We start from the raw sequence: 25,553 nt of genomic DNA, 5'->3' as shown, positions 1-25,553 counted from the left end.
CATGAAGCGAAAAGCGAATGCGGCATGGCCGATTATCAAGTACGCCGGTGGGATGCATGGCATCATCACATGGCGCTGGTCATGCTGGCAACGCTATTCTTGGTCAAGCAAAAGATGCTTGGGCGCAAGCAATGGCCGATGTTATCCTTCAATGACCTGGTGACCGCATTAGCGCACATGCTGCCGCAAAGACAACTTACCACCGAGGATCTGGCTGATATCATTCATAAGCGGCACCGGCGACGGCTCAGCGCTAAAAAGTCTTCTGCCAGGCAAAAAGTGGCTTTTGAGTAATCTGACAAAGTAGAACTAGGTTTAAAGTACTTAAACCGAATACCACTTCTTGCTTACATCTCGACTTATTCTCGTGCTAATACACAGGCTTTCAGAATACCAAATCAGCAAACTGCCAATCGATACAAAGTTCCAGGAATCACAGCCATGAACACGCACGCAGACAAAAAACCGGAAAATGAGAATACATCCGCTGTAATCAATACTGCTAAAAAACTGAATGTTAATAGAAGCAATCCCCAGTTTGTCGATAACCGATCTGAAACCGCTGCCCGTAACGCACTGCGTGAAACAATCAACAACAGCGAACAGGTAAAGCAGCTGTCTGCTTTTCGGGAAATGGTCAGCGGCAGCACCCGGACAAAACAGCAGTGCGCCATTTCGAAGTTTTCCGCGAGTACACGGCCTGCAGTCAGGAATGGAAAAACCAGCCTCCAGGCGAACACAAAAACAGACGTCGTGCAGCGACATGTCATTCAACTGGAATACGATGCCGATGCGAAACTGGAATCTGTCAGAACGAAAAAGGATGAAGCCATTGAAAAGCTGAAAAGCGGCAATTATTTAGATGCCATAAATCTGCACACCGAGATAAAAGAAATTACCCAGGACCTGAACGAACGCAGAGCCAGCGGCCGGGACAAAGTCTATAACAAGCACGCCAACGGTTCGGTAGATTTTTTAAAAGCTGTGATCAAGGCTTTTCAGGAGATCCCGCAACCGAAAGTGGATGAATTGACCGAGAAATTTGAAAACCTTTTCATAGAATACAAGGCATTATATAACGATGCGTTCGATCAAATTGCCAATGCCATTGCAGCTAAAAATGATCTCAAGGAATACAACGAAAAAATAGAGCTGGTTGGAAAACAACACCGCGAAAAATACGGCAAACTTGAAGAATTATTTAAACCCATTTTCAGCTTCAACGAAGCGTTAGAAAAAGACAAAGACATTCAATACAGCCTGGAAAAAGACCGGTCTTCTTCAATATCCGGTTCCGCCTTAAAAACGCTGGACTTTGCCAAAATAAAAAAGCCTTACAAAAAAAATCGCAAGTTATTATTTACCCAGCTAAAGCAAAAGAAAACAACTATTAAAAACTATGAAAAGGACACGGAAAACGAGCCGCTGCGAAAAAATACCGCACTCACCTTGCTGGCCGGCACCGAGGAGCGGAAAAGCAAAATCGTTGAATTGTTTAAAAATGATTTCGGCAAGCAATTGCAGATTTTCAACCAGATCAACAAAAAACACCGCAAAGATCCGATTGAAGATGTCGTCAAACTCTTTGGCGATATCGGGCTCGAACATGTCGCCAATACGCTTCAACTAATCGACAAGATCGGCGGCAAAGGAAGCATTGCCGAAATCAATGATTATCAGAAAAAAGCCAGGGCCACCAAAGACAAACCCAGTCTAACGGGTGCGACCGGCTTTCTGGAAAGTCTGGAGTATGACTTTCTGGCCAGGCTTACCCGATTCATGATAGAGGTTGGAAAAATTTGTAACTTGGGGGACATCAAGAGCCTATGGGAAAAAGCAGCGAAAAATAATCACACCGACGAAACCATTTTACTTTTCTCAGGCGCGTACATACCGGAAACTCTGGCCGGTTCCGAAGCAGATATCGGTATGGCATTCGCCCAGAAAACCGGAAACAGCACACCGGCAGACTGGGGGAAACTGTTAGGCATCAACGCTTGGGAAAAAGAACATTTGCTTGCACTCGCAAAAGCCTTCGATGAAAACAACGGAAATGCCACCGCTGAGCAATGGGTCAAGACTGCGAAAGCCGACCCTGCGCTTAAAACCAGACCGGATGAAGTGCGCGCCACAACCAGGTTAAACATGTTTGCCAATGAAGATTGGTACGACAACTACGATATTTCAATAAAGGGCTCTTCTGCCCGGAAAGCGCAGAAGAAATACACCCAGCTTTTATATGCGCTGCTGGGCGATAAAAACCTGACAGGACTCGGAGATATCAGTTTTGATAATATCAAAGATGACTTTCTGTCCATGCTGATATTTTTTCACCGGCATATCGCTTCGTTTGATTCCGGCACGGGTCAGGGTTTCGACCGGGAGAAAACGGGTGAAGGAAAATATGCCAGAAGCAACAAAGATCACCCTCTAAATGAGCAGTACAAGGATTTATTATCCCAGGAAGGCGTCAATACTAAAGATTTGCTCCAGCCTTTGAACACCGCTTTACTTGATCTTCAGGGCGGAGGCTGGGTACAGTCAACCGGAACCAAAGGTGCAGCCACCTACCGAACAGGACGAAAGGGAGTCGCTTCGGCAGGACTGCCTACTCACAACCTTAAACTGTTGCAAGACCAGCAGGAAATCATCGGCGTCTCCAGCGACAAAAAGAAGGCGAAAGGAACGTTTTTCAAAGACCCCAAACTGACCACTGTTCCCAAGATCAGCCGTTCCGTTGATAATGACACGTCCATAACAGATACCTTAATTGAAAAGCAGAAAGAAGCGCTAAAAGATAAAATCAGCACCACATACGCCAACAAGAATTTTCATGACGGGCTATTGCAGGACAGAGGTGCGCTGGTAACAAAAATAAGTACGGTGATCAATTCGATTTCGGGTGGAGACCAGGTATTAAACGCCATCGGCTCGGAAGATCATCCCAGCCTGATCCTAAAAGTGCCCAAACCCGCCAAGTACAGGTACAAAAACACTGATTACGACACGACGAAACAAATCCTTCCGGATATTGCTACTGATTTTAACTCGGCACCAGGACAGGAAATAAAAATAACCGAAAGAGGCAGTTTCGGTTTTCAACGACCCACCATAGCCGATACCGGAGAATCTGTCAGATTATGGCCGGGTTATACACCGGTAGAGTCGCTTTTGCCCGGCCTGAAAGCGTTGGTAGAGAATCTGGCCAGTAAAAAAACCGGCGTCCCTTTAACGAAAATCGGCGATCTGGATGCATTAAAAACCGACACCAAGCAACCGGTCTTGTATATCGAAGCCTTGAAAACAGCCATGCGGCATGCTTTTATTGTTTTACAACGTAAAATAGACAGTAATGCGCCGAACGAAAAGAAAAGAGTTTATGAGTGGCTAAAATCCAGAATGCTTATCAAGCTTCAGCAAGCAGGTATTTTATTGGCAAAAGGCAACACATTGTTCGATGGTGTCTCAACACCAACTCAAAAAGAGAAAAACAAGCACTTCGCGATAACTGCAGACATGACCGACAAACTGCAGGAATATGCCATGCTGCTATCGGCCACCACACTGGATAACACTACCAACCCCAACAGCGACCACACCACCCCTGGAAAATTTAAAGACACAAACGACGTTTATGAGAAAAAAGTCATTTCCAAATTAAGCGCTACCGATTACCGGGTCTTCTATCTGGACAGCGGCGAGCAGGCGTTGGTTATAGCGGGAATGCTTGCCAACAGATTTCAGCAAGGCAAAGATGAAAGCAATTCCAGAGTTAGCAGAAGTCAATATATCAGTAAAAACCCATACTTTGAAATCGGCGTTTTTGGCGGAGACAGGCGTTCCAATCTCGAAAAAGACGAATCGGGAAATTCAGGAAAAATCGTTCACGCAGACTTGTCGCCCGTGATTACGGAAGGCAGAACCAGGCCCAAACCCAAATCCGAGACTCAAACGGAAGTCAAACGAACCTGGCAGGACGCAAAAGGCGATGTGAATAGACGTGACGTCATTCCGATTATCGATATTACCAACAGCAGCATTGACGAGGCGGTCAATCTAGGCAAAATGCCGGATAGTTTCATCATTGTCGAAAGCTTGACCAAGCACCAGCAACTCGGCGCTGATAAATTTATCATGGGCAGGCTTATCGCTGTTAGCAACGCTGAAGGCACAAAAGACCCAAATAAGCTCGTCAAAACAAATTTTCTGGATCTGGCACAAAAAATTGTCGGACCGGTCGCCAACGAAGCCTATAACCCGCTGTTAGCAAAAATCAGAGCCAATATGGACAGGGCGCTTTATTCGAATGACCTGGCATAATCACCCGGCCATTCGGTTGGGTGCAATAAAATCAAGCGCTTTCCGTTTTGCTTTCCTGCTCTTGCGCCTGTTTTTCAAGAATCTTTTGAAACGGCACGATGATCTCCATAGGCAATGGAAAAACAATGGTTGAATTTTTCTCTCCGGCAATCTCGGTTAGTGTCTGTAAATAGCGCAGTTGCAACGCTTGCGGCTCCTTGACCAGCACCTGCGACGCTTCCAGCAGATGCTGTGACGCCTGCAATTCGCCTTCGGCATGAATAATTTTGGCGCGCCGCTCGCGTTCGGCCTCTGCCTGCTTGGCGATGGCGCGGATCATGGATTCATTGATGTCGACATGTTTGATTTCGACATTGGCTACTTTAATACCCCAGGCTTCCGTCTGTTCATCCAGAATTTTCTGAATATCGTCGTTCAGCTTGTCACGACTGGCCAGCATCTCGTCGAGTTCATGCTGACCCAGAACCGAACGCAAAGTCGTCTGTGCCAGTTGACTCGTGGCAGCGTCAAAATCTTCTACCTGAATAATGGCGCGCTCGGGATTAACCACACGGAAATAAATCACCGCGTTCACTTTAACGGAAACATTATCACGTGAAATCACATCCTGACTTGGCACGTCCATGACGATGGTTCTGAGATCAACACGCACCATGGTCTGGATAACAGGCACGATAATAATGAGCCCCGGGCCTTTGACTTTCCAGAACCGGCCCAACTGAAACACCACGCCGCGCTCATATTCTCGCAGTACTCTAAACGCACTGGCGAGAAAAAGAATGACGATACTCAGAATAATCAATACGATTTCCATCAGACTAATCCTCCATGAATTGAGTAGCTTTATTTGAATAGGGCTCAACCTTTAAAACCAGTCCGTCTATCGCCACCACACGAACCCTTTCGCCGCGCTTGAGTGGCGTACTTGCCTGCGCCTCCCACCGCTCACCCTGGACTCTGACCCACCCCTGTCCAGAGAAATCATTCAACACCTCACCGGTGCAGTGGATGATATGTTCAGCTCCACTAACCACCGGACGCTGCCGCGCCTTAATCGCCATACCCAACACCAGCAGGAAAAACGCGGCTGACAATAAAGCGAATGTCACAATCAGCGGAATCGATACGCCGTATCCGGGTACCCCCGTATCCAGCAGCATGACGGAACCGATAACGAATGCAATCATGCCACCGATGCCAAGGGCACCAAAACTTGGCACAAAAACTTCCGCCAGCATGAAAGCAATACCGAAAAGCAGCAGCGCAAGCCCCGCATAATTGATAGGCAGTACCTGGAACGCGAACAACGCCAGCACCAGACAAACAGCACCCACAACACCAGGAAAAATCATACCGGGGTTGGAAAACTCGAAAATCAGTGCATATATGCCGAGCAACATCAGTATGTAGGCGATATTCGGATCGGTAATAATCGCCAGTAGCCGGGTACGCCAATCGGGTTCAAAATGCTCAATAGAAATATGCTGAGTGGATAATGTCCGAGAATTACCCAGAACATTGACGGTGCGGCCGTCGATCTTGGCCAGCAAATCCGGAATATTTTCTGCAATAAGATCGATGACACCATTTTCCAAGGCTTCTTCAGCGGTCAGGCTGGCTGCCTGGCGCACTGCTTTTTCCGCCCATTCGGCATTACGACCGCGCATTTGTGCCAGACCGCGAATATAAGCCACTGCATCGTTGATGATTTTATTTGACATGGGGTCTGCAAGTTGTGTTTCCTCCTCATTGCTGTCCCGGGACCGGTCAAACATGTCTTTATCAGGCGAACCTGGAAAACCACCGATCTGTACCGGCGTTGCCGCTCCAAGATTTGTGGCAGGCGCCATGGCGGCAATATGACCAGCATACAGAATATACGTACCTGCACTAGCCGCACGTGCGCCACTGGGCGATACAAAAACAGCTACCGGCACGGGCGATGCGATTATGCTGCGAATTATTTCACGCATGGAAGCGTCGAGTCCGCCCGGTGTATCCAGCTGCAAAATAATCACCTGACTGTTCTGTTCGATCGCTTTGTCAAAACCGCGCTGCAGATAGTCATTGATAGCTGGACCAATGGCACCATTCACATTCAGCCATAACGCCTGACCGGTATTCTGTGCGGTCAATATTGGTGACCAGCAAATAAACAGGAGAAAAATAATAGCACCGCTTATATTTGAATAGCGCATGTTTATAGTCCACCTCAGGAGCAGTTCATACGGCATTGCTTACCCCATCCATTGCGTTCGAACCTGATCGCGATTTAACGCCAACCATTGTAATGCAATGATTGCGCTGGCGGAATTGATTTTGCCTGATCTCAGATACTGCAGCGCAATATCGTAAGCAACAACGTGTACCCGGATATCCTCGCCTTCATGCGCCACACCAAAAATACCGCCCGCACGTGCTGCGTCCACCCGGCCACAAAACAAAGTAACTCGCTCGGTCATGCCGCCGGGACTGACCAGGTAATCATACAAAGGAATCAAATCAGCGACAACGCAACCCGCTTCTTCAACACTTTCACGTTTGACGACTTCATCCGCCTGTTCACCATCTTCGATAATACCAGCAACGATCTCAAGCAACCACGGACCGCCAGGCGCACTCATGGCACCGACACGGAATTGTTCAATCAGAATGATTTCATCTCTGTCAGGATCGTAAGGTAGCACTGCTGCCGCATGTCCGCGCTCGAACAACTCACGTACGATAGGCTGACTCCAGCCACCACTGAACAGGCGATGACGCAACCGAAACCGGTCTATGCGAAAAAAACCCTGATAACAGACTGCTTGTTCGAGAATCTGCAGATCCTTGTCGTGCGCCATTGTCGCTTCCTTGTTCCTTCCTTTTCTCATCAGTGCTTTTACTGAACAGTATAGTGTGGGAAGATATCATGTGCAAAAATTAAAAACAGTCATTCCAATATAAAACCCGAACAGATGATCAGTTCAGTCTATACCGCACGGCGATGGTTGATTCAGACGACAATACCAATGCGCAATGTCAGTGCTCGAAAACTTACTGCTTATCGCCCGGCTGGCTGAAACATCGTGTCTATCACCCCAATTTTATTGCGCAATTCAAAATCCCCTGCTAGATTTAAGGTTGTTGAGAGAATGGATAATGGGCTCAATAATATCCAGACTTGGCTCTAACGAACAGAATTTATTGACAAACAATACGTTATGGATACAGCATTACCACTTTATTGTTTCCGAACGCGTAGCGCTCAAAGAAAATATCATGCATAGTGCCTCCCAAATAAAAATTCTAATAGTCGATGACGATACTTTCATGTTGAAAATTCTGACCAAAATGCTGAATAACCAGGGTTTTGAATCAGTAGAAGCATGTGATAACGGAACCGACGCACTGGCCAGGATTGACCGGCAAGAGACGTGTCCAGATCTGATTTTACTTGATCTCAATATGCCAAATATGGATGGCATCGAATTTGTCCGCTACCTGGTCGAACGCAAATTCCCTGGCAGTCTCATATTGGTCAGCGGCGAAGATGAGCGAATGCTTAAAACTGCAGAAAAACTCGTGCACGCGCACCGGATTCCCATGCTGGGCTATCTGCATAAACCGGTCAGCCCCGATAAACTGAACGCACTTATCACAAAATGGGCGCCGCCCGAGAAACAGCAGCAACCGGTATCCGAAAAAAAAACGTATAGCGCAGAATCGCTACAAACAGCAATAACCAACCGTGAACTGGTCAATTACTATCAACCCAAAGTAACTGTGGCCACGGGCAAAATCATTGGAGTTGAAACGCTGGTACGCTGGCATCATCCATCGGACGGACTGGTAATGCCAGGTCAGTTCATCCATATTGCCGAACAGTGTGGACTGATCAACGATCTGACTTGCCTGGTTCTGAAACAGGCACTTACCCAAGCCAGAATCTGGCAGGAAAATGGCATTGTGCTGCGCGTAGCCACCAATGTTTCAATGGATAACCTGACATCATTGGATTTTCAGGATCTGGTTGTAAATCTTGCCATTGAAAACGGATTGTCACCGCAGAATATTGTACTTGAGGTAACAGAAAGTCAATTAATGGACGCCGACTCCCGCGTGCCACTCGAGATTTTGACCCGATTGCGTTTAAAGCGGTTTCATCTGTCGATCGACGATTTTGGCACCGGTCATTCATCGATGGCACAGTTACGCGACATTCCTTTTGACGAGCTCAAAATTGATCAGAGTTTTGTACATCGTGCATGGTCGGATGAAACGTTACGCGCCATGTACGATGCCAGTCTCTCTATGGCAAAGCAACTGGGTATGGAGGTCGTAGCAGAAGGTGTAGCGGATGCTGAAGACTGGACGTTCTTACGCAATACAGGTTGCGATTTTGCCCAAGGCAACTTTATCTCAAAACCACTCAAGGCCGAGGATTTTGAACAATGGATGAGCGATTGGGAAAATCGTTTGCATAACGGCCTGATCGCGAATACTGCCTGATTTCCAGAGCTTTGCAGACCAACGGTTTAGTAACAATTCTTTATCAAAACCAATTACAATACAGCGTACACAGACAACAGCGTACTATAAACTTTGCATTAGCGCTGATTTTCCGTGCAAGAAATGGAACTGAAACGTTTATGCGCTGTTTAAGCTTTCGCCGTTTTCGATTTATTGAGAATTTCTGGTTGGACAATCTATCCAGCTGTTTCTTTTTTGGCATTCTGTTATTTTTGGTGGCCTGCTTACCGCTCTCTGTTGTGCACGCCAGCACGCCGGAAGTTACCAAAAAACAAATCGGTATCGGCGCACTGGGTTATATCGAACCCCGTTCCAGGGTAATCAGGGTTTCTCATAACGCTGGCCCGGAGGGAGCCAGAGTTGCGCAGCTTTTTTTTCAGGAAGCGGACCAGGTCAAATCAGGCCAGAAACTGGCTCTGCTTTCCGATCACAAAAAGAAATTTGCCGAAGTCGATGCTGCCAAAACCCGCATCAAGGCACTGGATGCACAACTGGCTGCCGAAAAAGCCACTATGGCTTTTAATCAAAAAGAATACCAGCGTTATGAATCGCTTTCACGCCAATCGATGACGACGATCTCTCATGCAGAAAACAAGCATCTCGCGTTCAAGCAATCGCAATTAAACGTTGAGCGTCTATTAGCTGAAATTGACAATGCAAAATCCCAATTATTGATTGCTGAGGCGGAGCTCGAAAATACAATTATTTATGCGCCGATTACCGGTACGGTGTTAAAAATTCTAACGCGCCCTGGTGAACGCATTGCAGATGCCGGACTACTTGAAATGGCCGATTTATCGCAGTTGGATATTGTTGCCGAAGTATACGAATCTGATTTACCTAAAGTCAAAGTCGGACAGCAGGCACGCATCAACGCTCTTGGCTTCACACGCATGTACAGCGCCGAAGTCAGAGAACTCGGTTTTCAGGTCAAAAAAAACGATTTGAATGATACTGACCCCCTGGCCGACAGGGACAATCGAATCATTGAGGTGCGTCTGACACTTGAAACTGACGCCATTGTCGACCTGAAACACCAGATTTTTCGTCAGGTACGCGTGCATATCAAGCCGTGAGCATCGTGAACACATGGTATTTTCCAACGCGACTTGCCTGGCGGCAGTTGATCCATGACCGGCTAAAACTGGTTGCAGCCATCAGTGGTGTATTATTTGCCTGTGTTCTGGTTTTTATGCAACTAGGCTTCAAAGATGCGTTGTATGCCAGTGCGGCTTCCATGCCGCTGAAGTTCGATGGCGACCTGTTTTTGATCCACCAGCAAAGCGAAGCCATGTGGCGGCCAGCGCAGTTTGAACGCAGTGAACTGATGCGTGCACTGGGCCATCCGGCAGTTGCTGAAGTTGCGCCGTTGTACCTGTCACTGGCAACATTTAAGGCACTGGACACCCAGGTTAAGCGAACATTGATGGTCTATGGCTACGATCCGGATACCGATTTGCTGAATGTCGATGCCATCAAAACCAAGAAGCATGAACTGCGGGTTAAAGACACTGTCCTGTTTGACGAATACTCCCGCCCTGAATTCGGACCGGTAAGCAACATGTTAGAAGCGGGTCAGAACAGAACAGAGGTTAATGACTACAAAGTTACCATTCTGGGTGTTTTTCAATTGGGCATTTCATTTGCAGCTGACGGCAATATCGTCACCAGCGATTTAAATTTCCTGCGCATCTTTCCGAACCGGAGTGCCGAAGAGATTGATGTTGGTGTCATTCGATTGCAACCCGGTGCATTCATACCGGAGATAAAAGAAGAACTACGTGCTCATTTGAACGACTTTGTAAAAATCTACACGTATGAAGAAGTGCTCGAACATGAACGACTGTACTGGGAAAATGCCGCACCGATCGGGTTTATTTTCAACTTCGGCACCATCATGGGATTGATTGTCGGCATGGTGATTGTGTATCAGATCCTGTTTACCGAGATTAACAATTACCGTTTTGAATTCGCCACGTTGAAAGCCATGGGCTATCCACACAGCTATTTTATCCGCATGGTGTTTGCCTCAGCATTCATTCTTGCTATTCTCGGTTTCGTTCCAGGGCTGGCACTGTCCAGCAGTCTGTACAATCTGGCTGAATCGCAGATATTTATACCGATGCCAATGACACTCGAAAAGGCCGTTACTGTTTTCGTGTTTATCCTGTTTATGTGCACTACAGCCGGTTCCCTCGCGATCCACAGATTGGATTCAGCAAGCCCCGCCGACATGTTCTGAGCATCATGGTCATTGACGTCCACAATCTGAATTTCAGTTTTGGCAGCGGTTCACTTACCCAACCTGTACTAAAAGGCATTGATCTCGCCATCCGAAAAGGGGAAATTGTACTTATGACGGGTCCGTCCGGCTCGGGTAAAACCACGCTGCTCACAATTATCGGTGGTTTGCGACAAGCTTCAAACGGCAGTGTGGTGATTCTCGGTGAGCAGCTGGTCAACAGTAATGAGCAGACCAAGGTGAAAATTCGTCGCCAGACAGGATACATCTTTCAGCAGCACAATCTGCTTAAATCACTTACAGCACTGCAAAATGTATGCATGACGCTGGAGTTACAGCGCGACCTGACTGAATCCGAACGACAATACCGCGCTCAACAGATGCTCGCCGCAGTCGGACTTGAAGACAGGATGCATTATTTTCCGGAAGCACTTTCCGGCGGCCAGCGACAGCGCGTCTCGATTGCCAGAGCGCTGGCTGGGCGACCCAAAATCATTCTGGCTGACGAACCGACCGCATCTCTGGATAGACAAAGCGGACATGACGCCGTCGAAATTTTAAAGCAGCTTGCCAAAGAATTGAATACGACTATCCTACTGGTTACACATGATTATCGAATTCTTGACATTGCCGACCGCGTGGTTGAGTTGGAGGACGGTTTTGTTAAAGCCGTTGAGAAACAAGAATAAGAGGCTTGTTGTTTTTAATACTTGTCTCTGGTTCGTGGTAACCGTCAGACAAGGCCAACAATTCTTTGCATCCCGTTTCATCAGAAACGATAATCGCCAGTAAACATAACCGGCCATCTATTCGTCGTACCGTACTGTAGACGCTATCAGTCCAGATGTATACATACCGCCTGCCGCTCAGGTCACGCGAGACCCGTTATGACAACTCTGTTCCCGAACGATCCTGTATTTTTGGTACTTTGGTTTCAATATCTCATAGTCCGGATTGAATCGTCCGATCGGAAAATATCCATTTCTCAAAACTGCTGATTTATCTTCATCAGTATTTAAATTGCCATGCCGCCCAATAAAGCTGACCACCTCTGATTCTATTGCCACCACCAGTATTTTACGCGCACCTTCTCGCAACACTGCCTGTAACGGATCATTTTGTTCTAACGATTCAGCCTGAAAATATTACTATCTCTCATACGGTGTTTTCCTCTTTTTACTGATAGATCTACCGAGATCCTTACCAACAGACTACACCGCTTTTTCTTACCTTGTCATACACTAGAAATAATCCCAGATTTCCCGTTCGGAAAATTTCGCCGCCATAGAACGGCCAGTTACCTGACCGCCCCGGCACAGATCCCGGCGTGCGGAATTACCGCACCGGGCTCTTCTGACCAGATGATTGAAGAAGCCTTTAATGTCGGCCTCTACCATATAACCGTAACCATTATATTGGAGATTGAACGTCAAGCTCTTTACGGCCTCTTTGGCTCCCGTCATCGGACGGTATCCAAAGCTGTTGGGCAAAAAGTCCTGTTCGTAAATCGCCTCCAATAACTGGCTGGCCGCAGTCTGCACCAACTTGTCTTCCAGGGCGGGTAGCCCTAGTGGACGCAGCTTGCCATTGCTCTTGGGTATGTAGTGTCTCTTAACCAGTTTGGTTCGATAGCGTTTCTGCTTGAGTTTGTTGACTACAGCGATAATATTATGCTGCAAATCCTTTTCGTAGTCTCGGGCTTTCACCCTGTCTACGCCTGCAGCAGCGCTTTTGTTCAAGCGCCGCCAGCTATCCGTGAACAGCACCTCGTTCAGCTCTCTGTATAGATTGCCAAACCGATGCGTACGTTTGGCTTTCGCCTTGTCGGCTATGGCTTGCAGTGAGGTTGGCTTAGTATGTTCCAGTCCTGCAATGTCCGGCATAAGTTTCCTTTACAAGCTGCGTGATATTGTCAGCCGCTTCCCCATGTACATGGCTCTCCCATGCGCAGAGCACTATCCGCTGATCCGACTCCCCATGCATCGTCGTTCGTTTCACCATTTCGGTTAACTGCTCTACCTGCAAGGCTGCCAACACCCTTACAGGAACGCATGGGGCCTCCCAAGTTCTTGTGTACATCTCTCATTGCATGCCATGGCCTGAGGACCCCGGTAGCCTTCCACTGTCTCGCCTTAACTACGACAGTTTCATGTTGGCTTCGTGTTCATTAACACACTCGCCAACTACCACAATGGATATTTCGAGGCTGTACCAGCGCTTCAGGGTGCGCGATCACCCTTTTGGCCTACAATGTTCTCTGTCTACGCTTCACCTGTATTGTTCGCCGAGGATCACCCAGCACTGCCCCAGCCGCAAGACTCGATACGGGCGGCGGGCTAGGCCTTACCCGACAGGGGCTTTCACCCTGCAAGATGCACCAAGCTTCGCTTGGCGCGATAATGAAAGTCATTAGATAAACTTGTTGAATATAAAGTTGTTTCTATAAATTTGAGTTGCTTAAATCTGCAAGTTTTCCTTCCGGGAGATTTCGACAAAAGTTGTTTATTTGATTGGTTTTTCGTTATTGGGAAATCGCTAATGGAAAATCTGGGTTAATCATAGCTCTAAAATGTTCGAAGTCGGCCTGATCTGACTTGTTGATTTCGCCACAAGCTGAGCAAGCTCATAATTCTTCAAGTTTGACATAGATCAAGATACGGCAGGTGTATTACAGGCACCATTACGAATCGCATATCATCCAATGATATCGTTTATTTCAATTTTAAAGGACTATATCTATATGAAACAATTAGCACTTGTTTTTGTTTTGCTGTCTTCATTCATGCTTATGGCATGCTCTCCATCTGCACCGGACTCACCCAATCCGGACAGTTATGGACAAACCATTAAACCTGATCATAATGTGCCAGCAGATCATCAATAAACAAGTAATTTAAACGTACTGAAAGCATTGTTAACACTTCATTAACTTGCTTTCAGTAACAATTTAACAAAACATTTTCATCAACTCTCAGACAGATTCTTCATGAACGCGCGCGGAACGTTCTTCAGGACAGTTCATGCGCACAAAAACCCATATTCGCTTCCGACATAACAAATACGTTCACAATTCTCGCGTGTTTCCTGGGTTTTTCGAGTGTTTCATTACGCTCAACACTGATTTCCACTTGATATAAAACAGCCCGGTGATGATCAAAATTCTGCCACTTACAAAGAATGATTCTGTCACTATCTCTATTCTGGCCAGAGAAATCTGGTTCAGACAATACTGTGACATGCTCTCGAACGCACAAATCTACTATATGCTGGCACAACGCTATTGTCCTGTGCTGATTCAGTCTCAATTATCAGAAGAAAATATCTGGTGGAAAAAACTGGTTATAAACGATACTATTATCGGATTCTCCTGCTGCATACGCGCAAGCATGCCGAATGAATTGAAAATCGACAAATTGTATATACATCACGACTATCACCGCAGAGGTTATGGCAAAATACTCGTAGACGATGCGATAGAAACTATGCGCGGGATTGGCTGTAGCAAATTGACACTGACTGTCAACAAGGGGAACCATGGCGCTATCCACGCATACCGACATTATGGTTTTGAGATCATCGGAGACAGTGTCGTCGATATTGGCGGCGGCTTCGTCATGAATGATTACCTGATGTCGATGACACCTGACATCTCAATTTGAATCATTTCATTTCAAATGAAAATAAAATTCACCAAGATGCACGGACTTGGCAATGATTTTGTGGTTTTTGACTGCATCAATCAAAACGTTTCATTGAATCGCGAACAAATACGTTTTATTGCCGACCGGCACTTCGGCATTGGCTGCGATCAGATTTTGCTAGTAGAAAAGACCTCCACTGGTGCAGACTTTTTTTACCGGATTTTTAACGCCGACGGCGGCGAAGTGGAACAATGCGGCAACGGTGCGCGCTGTTTTGTTCGTTTCGTACATGATCATGGTCTCACGAAAAAAAATCCGGTTCGAGTCACAACACTTAGCGGTGAAATTACACCGGTATTGCAGGAAAATGGTGATGTCATGGTCGATATGGGTATTCCCCTGTTTGAACCAGAGCGAATCCCCTTTGTAGCTGACAAACAGGCCATAACTTATTTACTTGATGTGGAAGGAAAGACTGTTAAAATTAGCGTATTATCAATGGGAAACCCACACGCGGTGCGTATCGTTGAAAACGTTGAGACAGCGCCTGTAAACAGTGAAGGTGCATTCATCGAGACACATCCGCGTTTTCCCAAACGCGTCAATGTCGGCTACATGCAAATTGATGACCGCCATCATATTCGGTTACGCGTATTCGAACGAGGCGCGGGAGAAACACTCGCTTGCGGCACAGGTGCCTGCGCAGCAGTGGTCACCGGTATTCGGCAGAATCTGCTGGACACACCTGTGTCTGTCAGCACACGCGGTGGCAAACTGTCTGTCAGCTGGGATGGAGAAAATACGCCCGTGATGATGACGGGACCTGCCGTGAGCGTATTTGAGGGCGAGATTAATCTGTAAGACGAGAATCCCAGACGAACCGGCTTGCTCAACATGCATTTACTCACATCAACACTAGTACTCTATCAATATCATATTGATAGAGTACCAGGTATCAAGGAAAAATAATGAAACCGGAAGATGTTGCGCACTATCTTGCAAATCACCCTGATTTTTTTAACGACCATATGGATTTATTAGCCGATCTGCAAATTCCGCATCCGCACCAGAAAAATGTGGTTTCACTGCATGAACGGCAGACAATCGCCCTCAAAGAAAAAAATAAAATTCTGCAGGACAAGCTATTGGAGCTAATCAGTTTTGGAGAGGAAAATGATGCTATCAGCGAAAAAATGCACCGCCTGACGATAGCATTACTGACTGCATATAATTTCGACGATCTCCTAAACGGGCTCAGCTACAGCCTGCGTGAGGATTTTGCCATTCCTTACTATGTTATGCGGCTATGGGAACTTGAGTGTGAAAATATGCAATATGATGAATTTGCATCAACCAGTGAAGACATTCATGCGATAGCCACAAGCTTGACCCAGCCATATTGTGGCAATCATGTCGCTGATGGCATCAAGGCATTGTTTGCTGAAAATGCCGAGCAGTTGCAATCCTTTTCCATGATACCACTCAATACCACCCGTTCTATCGGCCTGCTGGTCCTGGCCAGCCCGGAAATTGAGCGCTTCTATGCCGACATGGGCACACTGCATTTAAAACGGCTTGGTGAGCTTGTCAGCGCATCAATTGCACGTCATACAATGACTGCAACCAACCCACAAAATCAGCAACCAGCGCCTAACTGATGGACACTCAGTCTAAATCATTTGCAACCGCTTTCAACCGGCATCTTGCAAGTGAACGCCGACTCTCGGCACATACCTGTAAGAGTTACGCCCATGACATACATATTCTGTTCAGGGAAATCGCGCCTACCACAATTGCCCAGGCACAGTCCCAGCATATCCGCCATGCAATCATACGGCTGCACGGCATGGGATATTCAGGCAGGAGTCTCAGTCGCATGTTATCGGCCTGGCGCAGGTTTTATCATTATCTGATACGCGATTTCAGCTTTCACCATAATCCGTGCATAGGCATACGCGTGCCCAGGTCAACCAAAAAGCTGCCACACGCGCTGTCTCCTGATGAAACTGCACAACTGCTAACCTTTGCAAGTTTGGAACCCTTGACGATTCGAGACCGCGCCATGTTCGAGTTATTTTATTCTTCAGGACTGCGACTGGCCGAGCTTACACAACTTCGAATCAATGATATAGATCTGTCGGAAGGAACGGTCAGAGTTACCGGAAAAGGTGGTAAAACGCGTATTGTACCGGTTGGAAAAAAAGCGATTGAAGCACTGCAGATCTGGTTGGATTACCGAATCAAAATCGTTAGAAACGATACCGACACACTGTTTTTGACTCACCACGGCAATGCTATCAGCGCCAGAACTGTCAGCCATCGACTGAAAATTCACAGCAAGCAACAAAGCATGCACAAAAATGTCCATCCACACATTTTGCGTCATTCGTTTGCATCACACTTACTGCAGTCAAGTGGCGATTTACGTGCCGTACAAGAAATGCTGGGACATGCGCATATCACATCCACCCAGGTATATACACACCTTGATTTCCAGCATTTGGCGCATGTGTACGATGCTGCACATCCACGCGCCAAAAAGAAGCAAGACAATTGATGCAAAGCGAATAGCATCCTTTCTCTTTTATCGTCGTCGCTTTCTCTCAGTATAGGTCGGCCGTAATCAGGTATAATTCAGGTTTTGAATCATCTCGGACATAAAAACACGTCATGACAACAATCGTATCAGTAAGACGGGGAAATCGAGTAGCACTCGGAGGGGACGGACAGGTTACCCTGGGCGCAGTCGTTGCCAAGTCGAGTGCACGAAAAGTTCGCAGACTTTATCATGACAAAATCCTTGCCGGATTTGCCGGTGGCACGGCCGATGCTTTTACATTATTTGAACGTTTCGAAGGTAAGCTTGAAGCGCATCACGGCCATTTGATGCGATCCGCAGTTGAACTTGCCAAAGACTGGCGCACCGACCGCATGCTGCGTCGGCTGGAAGCCATGCTCGTAGTCGCAAGTGAAGATTCGACATTGATCATCACCGGTGCAGGTGATGTTATCGAGCCCGAATACGGTCTCGCAGCGATCGGCAGCGGCGGCTCTTATGCACATGCAGCAGCACGCGCGCTTCTGGAGAACACGGAGTTGCCGCCCAAAGACATTGTAAGCAAGGCATTAATAATTGCAGGTGATTTGTGCATTTATACGAACCAGCAACATGCCATCGAAACCATAAACTAATCTGCGGCACCTTGATATTTTGCCGCTTTCACCAAATAACTTTTACATTTACTTTTTAGAATCATGTCTCAAATGACGCCACAGGAAATTGTCCACGAACTGGACAAGCATATTATCGGACAGAATTCAGCCAAACGCGCGGTGGCCATTGCGCTCAGAAACCGGTGGCGAAGGCAGCAGATTGCCGATCCACTGCGTCAGGAAATCACACCTAAAAATATTCTTATGATTGGCCCAACAGGCGTTGGAAAAACCGAGATTGCCAGGCGTCTTGCCAAGTTGGCAGACGCACCCTTCATTAAAATCGAAGCAACCAAATTTACCGAAGTCGGTTATGTTGGTCGCGACGTGGATTCCATCATCAGGGATCTGGTTGAGACGGCAATCAAACAACTGCGCGAAAAGGAAACCAAAAAGAAACAACCACTTGCAGAGGACCGAGCAGAAGAACGGATTCTTGACGCCTTATTACCGCCCGCACGGAATCTTGATTCTCACCTCAGCTCAACCGAAGAAGACAATTCGACACGGCAGAAATTTCGTAAGAAGCTACGTGAAGGTAATCTTGACCATAAAGAAATCGACATTGAAATCGCGACACCGCGCGCCAGTATGGAAATTTTCGCGCCACCCGGTATGGAAGATCTGACTTCCCAGATACAAGGGATGTTCCAGAATATGACCGGTGATAGAAAAAGGACCCGAAAGCTTACGATTCGAGAAGCAAAAAAACTGCTTCTTGAAGAAGAAGCCGCTAAAATGGTCAATGATGAAGAACTGAAGCTCAATGCGATCCAGAATGTTGAACAGAACGGTATTGTTTTTCTGGATGAAATTGACAAAATAACCAGCCGCTCCGGCAATGTATCGGGGGGCGACGTGTCCCGCCAGGGTGTGCAGCGCGATTTGCTGCCACTGGTTGAGGGCACTACAATCTCTACCAAGTACGGCATGATCAGAACAGACCATATTCTTTTTGTTGCAAGTGGTGCTTTTCATCTGACAAAACCGTCCGATTTAATCCCCGAGCTGCAGGGTCGGTTTCCGATACGTGTAGAACTGACCAGTTTGAGCGTCAGTGACTTCGAACAGATATTGACCAATACCGATGCATGCTTGACTCGCCAATACGAAGCACTACTGAAAACAGAGAGTATCGAACTAAAATTTTCATCAGACGCAATCAAACGACTCGCCGAAATCGCTTATTCCGTTAACAACAAAACCGAGAATATCGGCGCCCGGCGCCTGCATACCGTCATGGAAAGAATGCTGGAAGATATTTCATTTAACGCGCCCAAACACAGTGGAAAAACGATCGAAATTGATGCTGCGTATGTAGAGGAGCGACTGGGTGAATTATCTCAGAGCGAAGATCTTGCGCGTTATGTGCTCTAGTCGTAGAAAGGTAAAAAAGCATCTCCGGAATAGAGATGCTTTTCAAATATAATCACTAGCATTATATTAGTGCTCGCTATTTTTATTTACATAATAAACCGGTAATTTACCGTCCATTTATCGCATTCTTACTCGGATATTAGCTTGCACGTACTAAATTACCAAGTCGCAATCACTATTATTATTTCAATCGAATACCATTGAAAATACTTGCTGCTGCCGTGCTTTACAGAAGCACACTACGCATTCCGAAAACGTGAATGCTTCACCAGAACAATGGACAAGACCGGTAAAACCAGACCAACAATGGTTACCGTTATCAGTAAATGGCCCAATTCGCTGTAGTCCGCAGGAACTGTGACCTCACCTGTAACGGCGTCCTTCACTTCACGCGTTACTTCGTAAATCTGATTCAGATATTTGGTACCCAGTTGAGAAGCTGACAACGCCAGATTTGTAAATGAGGCCATCACTGCAAAGAATGTAGCCTTGAGTTTGTCCGGAGCAGAGTTGGCAATCCATGCCAGCATCGGAATCATGGCTATCTGACCCAGCGGGGATTCCAGTGCCGTGTCAATCAATGCAATAAAACGTGCATCTACAACACCACCGGTCAATGCTGCAGTCCATTCATGCAATCCAAAATACATACCGATTATGGGTAGTGATAAGAAAGTACCGGCAATTGTCAAAAACCCGATAATATAGGCGATAGAACGCTCTGCCATAAAACGGCGAAAAATAAACATGCCGAATAACGTCAATGTTGCGCCAACCAGTGATAACACCGCGAGAAACTGCTGGTCAAATCCCAACTCATCTATCATCCACCAGGTCGAACCGGCACCTGGTCCCGGAATAGCGCGAAAAATGAACACCAGAAACGCAGTGCCTACCAGAACATTTCGTGCTTCAGGCTCAAGTTCATTCGTCAATCGCCACATCAGAAACAGCACAATCGACATGGATATCAGAAAAATTACTTCTTCTGCACCTGGCATACGACTCAGGCCTACTGTCAGTGAGGTGATCGTGAAAATCAAACCGCCACCCAAGATCCACCAGTTAACCGGCGGCGGGTCCGCATGTATTGTCAGCAGGTTGGTCGCTTCGAGTTTGCTATATCCCTGGGACATAAATCGCTGAATATCGCGCCGGCGTAGCCAAGATGCCAGAACCACGCCCAAAACCGATACCAAGGGAATAATGAGCGCAAGTTCGTATACCAGTAAATACACTGCTTCTTTTTCAGCTTCCGGTAACGCAGCGGCATCCCGCAACAAGAAAACATTCGCTACTGATACAAGAATTCCACCACCAACTATAGCCACCCGACCCAATGTTTGCATCGTAACGTGCATCAATTTGCGTGTCTGTGCATCCAGTGCCATTCCGTTTTCGTCGACACGTGGCACAGCCTCAACAGTCATCGCATCGGCGACAACATCCTGCAACACATATCCAATTGGCGCCAGCAATGCTGAAACAACGTACCAGGTTTCTACAGATGCCATTGACGTCATGACTTCTGTATGACCGAGTAATCCGATCATGATCAGCAGGCTTATCATAATCAGACCAGCTCCAAGATATACGAGCAGGCTTTTCCAGCGCCACATCAGATCAACAAGATGGCCAAGCGGCATTTTTAACGCCCACGGCAACATCATCCAGAAACCAAGCATAGCCAGGAATTCAGCTGACAATCCAAGCTTTTCCTTGACATAAAATGTCCCAACTATACCGGTCAGACCCGAGATACCGGCGGCTACATAGACCATTAGCGGTGGCATGTAGGAAAGCCGCATTTCGCGACCTAGCGAGACTATGTTTGCGCTGAACCAGTGACTTGCAACTGAAAAAAAACCCGTAGCAGAAGAAATTTTCATGGATTGTTATTATTAATAGGAATTGAGCATGCTGACATGCTCAAAGTCAAAGTACAAATTTTCACAAAAATAAATTTCAGCATCAGAAACTGGCTACACAACAGCATGAAGCAAGCACCCTTCCCCCTGTTAAAACATATTCACGATGCAAATCAAAACAGTAGAGCGCCAATGAGTTTATGTATTCGGATTGTTTCGACAGCCGAGAATGCGAATAAAACTGTTCGCATTACACATGACGGGAAAGACGGACTTTCGATTTTTGAATAACGTAGCTTCTCAGAAGATACTCTAATAACGAAGCTTGCAGAAACCTGTGTCCGTCGATTAAGTAATATTTTCTGTCGAAAATCTATGCTTTCGGCAATGGGAACACCACTGACTCCACGACACCGCTTAATTCTTCCACGGAGACTTCCTCACCGGTCTGTTCCGCACCAATTTGCTTAATCCTGGCGATGACCTGCTGGACCAGTATTTCAGGTGCGGACGCGCCCGCGGTGATGCCGATCTGGTGTTTGTTGGCAAACCAGTTATCTTTCAACTGCTGGGCATTATCAACCATATAGGCTTCTACATTGGCATTACGTGCAACTTCACATAAACGATTCGAATTCGAGCTATTAGGTGAACCGACTACGATAACCAGATCACATTGCTTTACCATCTTTTTTACCGCATCCTGCCGATTCTGCGTAGCGTAGCAAATATCATCTTTCTTAGGACCGGTAATCTGTGGAAAACGCTTTTTCAAGGCTTCAACTACCCGGGCTGCGTCATCAACCGATAGTGTCGTCTGGGTTACATAGGCCAGATTTGATTCATCTTTAACCTGGAGTTTCTCAACGTCATCTTCAGTTTCGACAAGGTACATACCCTTATCATTTCCTTCGGCCTGTCCCATCGTCCCTTCGACTTCAGGGTGTCCCTGGTGCCCGATCATGATGATTTCCTTACCTTCCTTGCGCATCTTGGCCACTTCCACATGTACTTTGGTTACCAATGGGCAAGTCGCATCAAAAACCTGAAGCTCCCGTGCAGCAGCTTCTCTGCGGACTGCATGGGAAACACCATGGGCACTGAAAATCAAAATACTGTCTTTTGGCACCTCATCCAGTGTCTCGACAAAAACAGCACCCTTTTTTTCCAGATCTTCTACAACAAAACGATTATGCACGACTTCATGACGTACATAAATCGGTGCACCATGCATCGACAATGCACGCTCTACAATCCCGATTGCACGATCAACCCCTGCACAAAAGCCTCTGGGGTTTGAGAGTAATACTCTGATCATTTCATTTTTCTCCATGAAAACATGCGTACAAAAATATCATTCAATTAACTATTTTAATCCTGTTCCTGACGGTAACGCTTAACCAGTTCAACACGTTTCAAATAGGCTTCACGCGCTATTTGAATATCCTCAAGATACTGCGGCAACTCTTTCATCAATAATGCCTGTGGCCCATCAACCAGTGCCTTACTGGGTACCGGATGAAAATCCACCAGAATCATATTGGCGCCCGCAATAACACCCTGAGCCGTTGCGTGCATTATATCGAGTATGCCGTCGGGAGAATCGGCCCGGGTACCAACCGAATGTGATGGATCGATACAAACCGGCATTCTTGTCAACCGCTTAACCACCGGCACGTGTGCAAAATCGACAAAATTGCGATGCGGGTCACCCATATTCGTTTTCATTCCCCGTAAACCAAATATCACCTTGCGATTACCTTCAGAAGCCAAATATTCTGCTGCGTTTAACGATTCATCCAGCGTTATGCCAAATCCTCGTTTAATCAATACCGGAAATGTCTGCTGCCGACCAACTATTTTCAGCAGTTCAAAATTCTGGGTATTACGGGTTCCGATCTGCAACATGACACCTGTTGCGTTACCTGTCTGATGAAGCGCAGTTCGTATTTCCTCCAGATGACCTTCATGGGTAATTTCCATTGCGATGACTTTTATGCCATATTTTCCTGCCAGATCAAACACGTAAGGAAGACAATTCTTACCATGTCCCTGAAATGAATAGGGACTGGTTCTGGGTTTGTAAGCACCCATCCGGGTACATACCTGCCCCTCAGCACGCAATGCCTTCATCATGATTTCTACATGCTCGATTGTATCAACAGCGCACAAACCCGCAAAAACATGTAACGAATCCTGGCTGAAAAGCACACCGTTATATTCAAAACTGGAGGAGCGACCGTCATTCTGATGCCGTCCCAGCACGCGATATTCTTCTGAGATACGCACCACGCGTTCTACGCAGGGAAGAATACTGATTTCTTCTGTAGATAATGCCTTGGTGTTTCCGATCAAGTACAGTTCGGTCAGTGTTTGCTCTGCTCCGATTTCGGTATGAATACGCGTTGTGATACCGGGCAGATTGGCAAGATATGCTAACAACTGTCTATATTCCGGGCTCTCAGGCCGAGTATTGGGAACTAGTATTAGAATCATATAATAGCTTTAAAAAGTTTGTGCTGACAAACCAGACACAAATCAATGGGTATTGAATTTTAACTGAAAATACGACCTGTCGCCATGGCCCCGCTAGCGCTCCGCCATGCGATATCTTTCAAATGCCTGCAAACAGGCATGTATTAAATCACCCACACGTACAATACCCAAAAACTGCCGTGTCTGACTGTCAATCACTGGAACAGTTGCATGCCGACAATTTTTCAATAATACATACGCCTGATAAACACTTAAATCACCTGTTAAAACTTCTGAGGGTGTTACAGGCATGTATTCAGCCCATTGACTCAGGACTGTTTGTTCGTCTCTGGCAACCAGCATCCGCGGATTGACCTGCCCCTGTAACACGCCTTCTTGATCAACAACATAGACCACTTCTGCCGATGATACAAATGGCGCCACCCTGCGGTACGCTGTTTTCAATGTCATATCGGCAGTCAATACAACTGGTTGTTCTAACATTAATGCGCTCACTGGTTGCTCTATCAGAATCTGTTGTATCTGGGAAGTTTCCGGCTCCATACCCCGCAAACGCAATTGATGGAAAAAATAGGATCGGTTAAACAGATCTCTGGTTACAGTACTTCCGACAACCACCGAGACCATCACAGCTGTCATCAACAGGTAGCTGCCCGTCATTTCAAAAACAATCAGTATTGTCGCAATCGGCGCACCGATCACACGACTGACGACCGCACCCATACCTACAGCGCCGTAAATAGCCGGGGATACATCCATACCGGTCAATTCCTGCACGCCGACACCGAACATGGTGCCCATCACAGCACCGAGAAACAGTGCGGGTCCAAATATGCCTCCCGAAAAACCCGCGGCAAAGCTTACAGATGTCGCCAACAATTTTGCCACTAACAGCATTATCAGAACATCTATTGACAGTTCGGACTGTAAAACATCGCGAATCACCTGCTCACCCAAACCAAATGTCTGTGGAAAAACAACTATAATGCCACCCAGCAACATGCTCCCTAACAGGGATTTGATCATCACAGGACAGGGTAACCTTTGCACGACAAGACTAAAGCGGGCCATCATAGCCATATAAACGATGGCCAGCGCACCACCACTAACACCTACCAGCGCAAACAGCAGATATTCCCAGTTCGCGAATTCCGGCAGATCTGACAGTATAAAAATAAGACTATCATACGCATGCAGCTTGACGACCGCCGTGGCCACCACAGACGAAATCACAATAGGCATAACAGATCTGCTTCCAAACCGGCCCAGCACCACTTCATGCGCAAACACAACTCCAGCCAGGGGTGCAGAAAATGAAGCTGAAATAGCACCCGCCACACCGCATGCAAGCAGATTCTTTTTGCGCTCTGCCGTGAGTTTAAACACTTGCCCCAACCACGAACCTATAGAAGCCCCAAGATGGACCGCAGGACCGTAACGCCCGACTGATGCACCGGTACCGATTGACACAATGGTGGCTATCGCGCTGTTCACACCTGCTTTAATCGACATTTCCCCCGTTCCCAGCCGTGTTGCTTGAATGACATCAGCCGGTCCTTGATTTTCGTGTCCGGGCATTCCATATCGAATGATGAATCGAACGACAATCACGCCAATAACCGGCAGAAAAAATAAATGCCAGTTGGAAACTTCATCCAGGTGCTCATAGAGTTCGACACCCGCCTCCCCCAGAAACAGCAGATGCAAACGGTCAATCGCCCATAAAAAGCCCAGCGAGGCGTAACTTGTCACTACACCCACAATTATGGCCAATATGGCCATGCGTATGGTTTCACGCCAATTGTTTACGGAATCATCCATGGAATATCAAACTGTCGCTAAGAAACATGATTAGCAGTCAATGTCAGACCGGGCCGCGACAAA

22 protein-coding genes and 1 pseudogene are annotated in these 25,553 nt (G+C 46.8%); 14 read left to right on the top strand and 9 right to left on the bottom strand.

Going from position 1 to position 25,553, the window contains the following annotated elements; all coding sequences use genetic code 11:
- Positions 1–294 (top strand): annotated as a pseudogene (locus BMY62_RS11255) (hypothetical protein); the annotation flags it as partial.
- 147 nt (positions 295–441) lie between these two features.
- Positions 442–4,320, top strand: a complete 3,879-nt coding sequence (locus BMY62_RS11250) for a hypothetical protein (protein WP_090659815.1) — start codon at positions 442–444, stop codon at positions 4,318–4,320.
- 31 nt (positions 4,321–4,351) lie between these two features.
- Here the strand turns inward: BMY62_RS11250 and BMY62_RS11245 are convergent, their stop codons facing one another.
- The 3 genes from BMY62_RS11245 to nudF are packed head-to-tail and all read right to left on the bottom strand — an operon-like array spanning position 4,352 to position 7,193.
- Positions 4,352–5,134, bottom strand: coding sequence for a slipin family protein (locus tag BMY62_RS11245; protein ID WP_090659812.1), 783 nt, complete (start codon positions 5,132–5,134; stop codon positions 4,352–4,354).
- 4 nt (positions 5,135–5,138) lie between these two features.
- The gene (locus tag BMY62_RS11240) at positions 5,139–6,518 is read right to left on the bottom strand and encodes an NfeD family protein (protein WP_090659808.1); all 1,380 of its coding nucleotides are present in this window, start codon (positions 6,516–6,518) and stop codon (positions 5,139–5,141) included.
- A gap of 39 nt (positions 6,519–6,557) precedes the next feature.
- Entirely contained in the window at positions 6,558–7,193 is a 636-nt protein-coding gene (gene nudF / locus BMY62_RS11235) for an ADP-ribose diphosphatase (protein WP_090659805.1), read from the bottom strand.
- Between the two features lie 268 nt (positions 7,194–7,461).
- Between nudF and BMY62_RS11230 the strand changes: the two genes are divergently transcribed.
- The 4 genes from BMY62_RS11230 to BMY62_RS11215 all read left to right on the top strand — a co-directional run bounded on the left by BMY62_RS11230 (position 7,462) and on the right by BMY62_RS11215 (position 11,763).
- On the top strand, positions 7,462–8,811 hold the full coding sequence (locus tag BMY62_RS11230) for an EAL domain-containing response regulator (RefSeq protein WP_371264087.1): 1,350 nt from the start codon (positions 7,462–7,464) through the stop codon (positions 8,809–8,811).
- Positions 8,812–8,951: 140 nt separating this feature from the next.
- Positions 8,952–9,908 (top strand): efflux RND transporter periplasmic adaptor subunit, encoded by a 957-nt coding sequence (locus tag BMY62_RS11225; RefSeq protein ID WP_143058801.1) that lies wholly within the window; start codon positions 8,952–8,954, stop codon positions 9,906–9,908.
- The gene (gene devC, locus BMY62_RS11220; protein ID WP_256207572.1) at positions 9,905–11,074 is read left to right on the top strand and encodes an ABC transporter permease DevC; all 1,170 of its coding nucleotides are present in this window, start codon (positions 9,905–9,907) and stop codon (positions 11,072–11,074) included. Before BMY62_RS11225 ends, devC begins: the two co-directional genes overlap by 4 nt.
- A 5-nt stretch (positions 11,075–11,079) precedes the next feature.
- Positions 11,080–11,763 carry an ATP-binding cassette domain-containing protein gene (locus tag BMY62_RS11215; RefSeq protein WP_090659800.1) on the top strand — a complete coding sequence of 228 codons (684 nt, stop codon included), beginning with the start codon at positions 11,080–11,082 and terminating at the stop codon, positions 11,761–11,763.
- Between the two features lie 552 nt (positions 11,764–12,315).
- Here the strand turns inward: BMY62_RS11215 and BMY62_RS11210 are convergent.
- Both BMY62_RS11210 and BMY62_RS16175 read right to left on the bottom strand, forming a co-directional pair.
- A complete protein-coding gene (locus BMY62_RS11210; RefSeq protein WP_090659797.1) occupies positions 12,316–12,957 on the bottom strand; it encodes a reverse transcriptase domain-containing protein in 642 nt (213 codons plus the stop codon).
- Positions 12,958–12,986: 29 nt separating this feature from the next.
- Positions 12,987–13,127 carry a hypothetical protein gene (locus BMY62_RS16175; protein WP_177170367.1) on the bottom strand — a complete coding sequence of 47 codons (141 nt, stop codon included), beginning with the start codon at positions 13,125–13,127 and terminating at the stop codon, positions 12,987–12,989.
- A gap of 687 nt (positions 13,128–13,814) precedes the next feature.
- Between BMY62_RS16175 and BMY62_RS16170 the strand changes: the two genes are divergently transcribed.
- From BMY62_RS16170 to hslU, 7 genes are all read left to right on the top strand, one after another.
- Positions 13,815–13,958, top strand: coding sequence for a hypothetical protein (locus BMY62_RS16170; RefSeq protein WP_177170366.1), 144 nt, complete (start codon positions 13,815–13,817; stop codon positions 13,956–13,958).
- A gap of 265 nt (positions 13,959–14,223) precedes the next feature.
- Complete coding sequence (locus BMY62_RS11200) at positions 14,224–14,733, top strand: GNAT family N-acetyltransferase (protein ID WP_090659792.1); 510 nt, start codon at positions 14,224–14,226, stop codon at positions 14,731–14,733.
- Positions 14,734–14,748: 15 nt separating this feature from the next.
- Positions 14,749–15,576 (top strand): diaminopimelate epimerase, encoded by an 828-nt coding sequence (dapF, locus tag BMY62_RS11195; RefSeq protein WP_090659789.1) that lies wholly within the window; start codon positions 14,749–14,751, stop codon positions 15,574–15,576.
- Positions 15,577–15,683: 107 nt separating this feature from the next.
- Entirely contained in the window at positions 15,684–16,373 is a 690-nt protein-coding gene (locus BMY62_RS11190) for a DUF484 family protein (RefSeq protein ID WP_090659786.1), read from the top strand.
- Positions 16,373–17,272, top strand: coding sequence for a tyrosine recombinase XerC (gene xerC, locus BMY62_RS11185; RefSeq protein ID WP_090659784.1), 900 nt, complete (start codon positions 16,373–16,375; stop codon positions 17,270–17,272). Before BMY62_RS11190 ends, xerC begins: the two co-directional genes overlap by 1 nt.
- A 113-nt stretch (positions 17,273–17,385) precedes the next feature.
- Positions 17,386–17,907, top strand: a complete 522-nt coding sequence (gene hslV / locus BMY62_RS11180; RefSeq protein WP_090659781.1) for an ATP-dependent protease subunit HslV — start codon at positions 17,386–17,388, stop codon at positions 17,905–17,907.
- Between the two features lie 63 nt (positions 17,908–17,970).
- Positions 17,971–19,305 carry an ATP-dependent protease ATPase subunit HslU gene (gene hslU / locus BMY62_RS11175; protein WP_090659780.1) on the top strand — a complete coding sequence of 445 codons (1,335 nt, stop codon included), beginning with the start codon at positions 17,971–17,973 and terminating at the stop codon, positions 19,303–19,305.
- A gap of 239 nt (positions 19,306–19,544) precedes the next feature.
- On the opposite strand, the gene BMY62_RS11170 is transcribed toward hslU, so the two are convergent.
- A complete protein-coding gene (locus tag BMY62_RS11170) occupies positions 19,545–21,194 on the bottom strand; it encodes an MFS transporter (RefSeq protein ID WP_090659777.1) in 1,650 nt (549 codons plus the stop codon).
- A gap of 36 nt (positions 21,195–21,230) precedes the next feature.
- Between BMY62_RS11170 and BMY62_RS11165 the strand changes: the two genes are divergently transcribed.
- Complete coding sequence (locus BMY62_RS11165; RefSeq protein ID WP_090659774.1) at positions 21,231–21,464, top strand: hypothetical protein; 234 nt, start codon at positions 21,231–21,233, stop codon at positions 21,462–21,464.
- A gap of 82 nt (positions 21,465–21,546) precedes the next feature.
- Here BMY62_RS11165 and ispH read toward each other — a convergent pair whose 3' ends face one another.
- The 3 genes from ispH to BMY62_RS11150 form a co-directional block, all read right to left on the bottom strand.
- Positions 21,547–22,491 carry a 4-hydroxy-3-methylbut-2-enyl diphosphate reductase gene (gene ispH, locus BMY62_RS11160; RefSeq protein ID WP_090659824.1) on the bottom strand — a complete coding sequence of 315 codons (945 nt, stop codon included), beginning with the start codon at positions 22,489–22,491 and terminating at the stop codon, positions 21,547–21,549.
- Positions 22,492–22,544: 53 nt separating this feature from the next.
- Complete coding sequence (locus BMY62_RS11155; protein WP_090659771.1) at positions 22,545–23,669, bottom strand: 3-deoxy-7-phosphoheptulonate synthase; 1,125 nt, start codon at positions 23,667–23,669, stop codon at positions 22,545–22,547.
- A 93-nt stretch (positions 23,670–23,762) separates the two neighbouring features.
- Positions 23,763–25,490 (bottom strand): chloride channel protein, encoded by a 1,728-nt coding sequence (locus BMY62_RS11150; RefSeq protein WP_090659768.1) that lies wholly within the window; start codon positions 25,488–25,490, stop codon positions 23,763–23,765.
- Between the last annotated feature and the right edge of the window lie 63 nt (positions 25,491–25,553).

It is taken from the genome of Nitrosomonas marina, from assembly GCF_900111605.1.
In the GTDB taxonomy this organism is placed as follows: domain Bacteria; phylum Pseudomonadota; class Gammaproteobacteria; order Burkholderiales; family Nitrosomonadaceae; genus Nitrosomonas; species Nitrosomonas marina_A.
Note: the sequence above shows the minus strand (reverse complement) of the source record. Positions and strands in the feature narration are given on the sequence as shown.

What these genes read in the sequence shown, in the direction of transcription:
- BMY62_RS11250 (WP_090659815.1), top strand. Translation starts at nt 442, where the DNA reads ATGAACACGCACGCAGACAAAAAACCGGAAAATGAGAATACATCCGCT.
- BMY62_RS11245 (WP_090659812.1), bottom strand. Translation starts at nt 5,134, where the DNA reads ATGGAAATCGTATTGATTATTCTGAGTATCGTCATTCTTTTTCTCGCC.
- BMY62_RS11240 (WP_090659808.1), bottom strand. Translation starts at nt 6,518, where the DNA reads ATGCGCTATTCAAATATAAGCGGTGCTATTATTTTTCTCCTGTTTATT.
- nudF (WP_090659805.1), bottom strand. Translation starts at nt 7,193, where the DNA reads ATGAGAAAAGGAAGGAACAAGGAAGCGACAATGGCGCACGACAAGGAT.
- BMY62_RS11230 (WP_371264087.1), top strand. Translation starts at nt 7,462, where the DNA reads ATGGGCTCAATAATATCCAGACTTGGCTCTAACGAACAGAATTTATTG.
- BMY62_RS11225 (WP_143058801.1), top strand. Translation starts at nt 8,952, where the DNA reads ATGCGCTGTTTAAGCTTTCGCCGTTTTCGATTTATTGAGAATTTCTGG.
- BMY62_RS11215 (WP_090659800.1), top strand. Translation starts at nt 11,080, where the DNA reads ATGGTCATTGACGTCCACAATCTGAATTTCAGTTTTGGCAGCGGTTCA.
- BMY62_RS11210 (WP_090659797.1), bottom strand. Translation starts at nt 12,957, where the DNA reads ATGCCGGACATTGCAGGACTGGAACATACTAAGCCAACCTCACTGCAA.
- BMY62_RS16175 (WP_177170367.1), bottom strand. Translation starts at nt 13,127, where the DNA reads ATGCGTTCCTGTAAGGGTGTTGGCAGCCTTGCAGGTAGAGCAGTTAAC.
- BMY62_RS16170 (WP_177170366.1), top strand. Translation starts at nt 13,815, where the DNA reads ATGAAACAATTAGCACTTGTTTTTGTTTTGCTGTCTTCATTCATGCTT.
- BMY62_RS11200 (WP_090659792.1), top strand. Translation starts at nt 14,224, where the DNA reads ATGATCAAAATTCTGCCACTTACAAAGAATGATTCTGTCACTATCTCT.
- dapF (WP_090659789.1), top strand. Translation starts at nt 14,749, where the DNA reads ATGAAAATAAAATTCACCAAGATGCACGGACTTGGCAATGATTTTGTG.
- BMY62_RS11190 (WP_090659786.1), top strand. Translation starts at nt 15,684, where the DNA reads ATGAAACCGGAAGATGTTGCGCACTATCTTGCAAATCACCCTGATTTT.
- xerC (WP_090659784.1), top strand. Translation starts at nt 16,373, where the DNA reads ATGGACACTCAGTCTAAATCATTTGCAACCGCTTTCAACCGGCATCTT.
- hslV (WP_090659781.1), top strand. Translation starts at nt 17,386, where the DNA reads ATGACAACAATCGTATCAGTAAGACGGGGAAATCGAGTAGCACTCGGA.
- hslU (WP_090659780.1), top strand. Translation starts at nt 17,971, where the DNA reads ATGTCTCAAATGACGCCACAGGAAATTGTCCACGAACTGGACAAGCAT.
- BMY62_RS11170 (WP_090659777.1), bottom strand. Translation starts at nt 21,194, where the DNA reads ATGAAAATTTCTTCTGCTACGGGTTTTTTTTCAGTTGCAAGTCACTGG.
- BMY62_RS11165 (WP_090659774.1), top strand. Translation starts at nt 21,231, where the DNA reads ATGCTCAAAGTCAAAGTACAAATTTTCACAAAAATAAATTTCAGCATC.
- ispH (WP_090659824.1), bottom strand. Translation starts at nt 22,491, where the DNA reads ATGATCAGAGTATTACTCTCAAACCCCAGAGGCTTTTGTGCAGGGGTT.
- BMY62_RS11155 (WP_090659771.1), bottom strand. Translation starts at nt 23,669, where the DNA reads ATGATTCTAATACTAGTTCCCAATACTCGGCCTGAGAGCCCGGAATAT.
- BMY62_RS11150 (WP_090659768.1), bottom strand. Translation starts at nt 25,490, where the DNA reads ATGGATGATTCCGTAAACAATTGGCGTGAAACCATACGCATGGCCATA.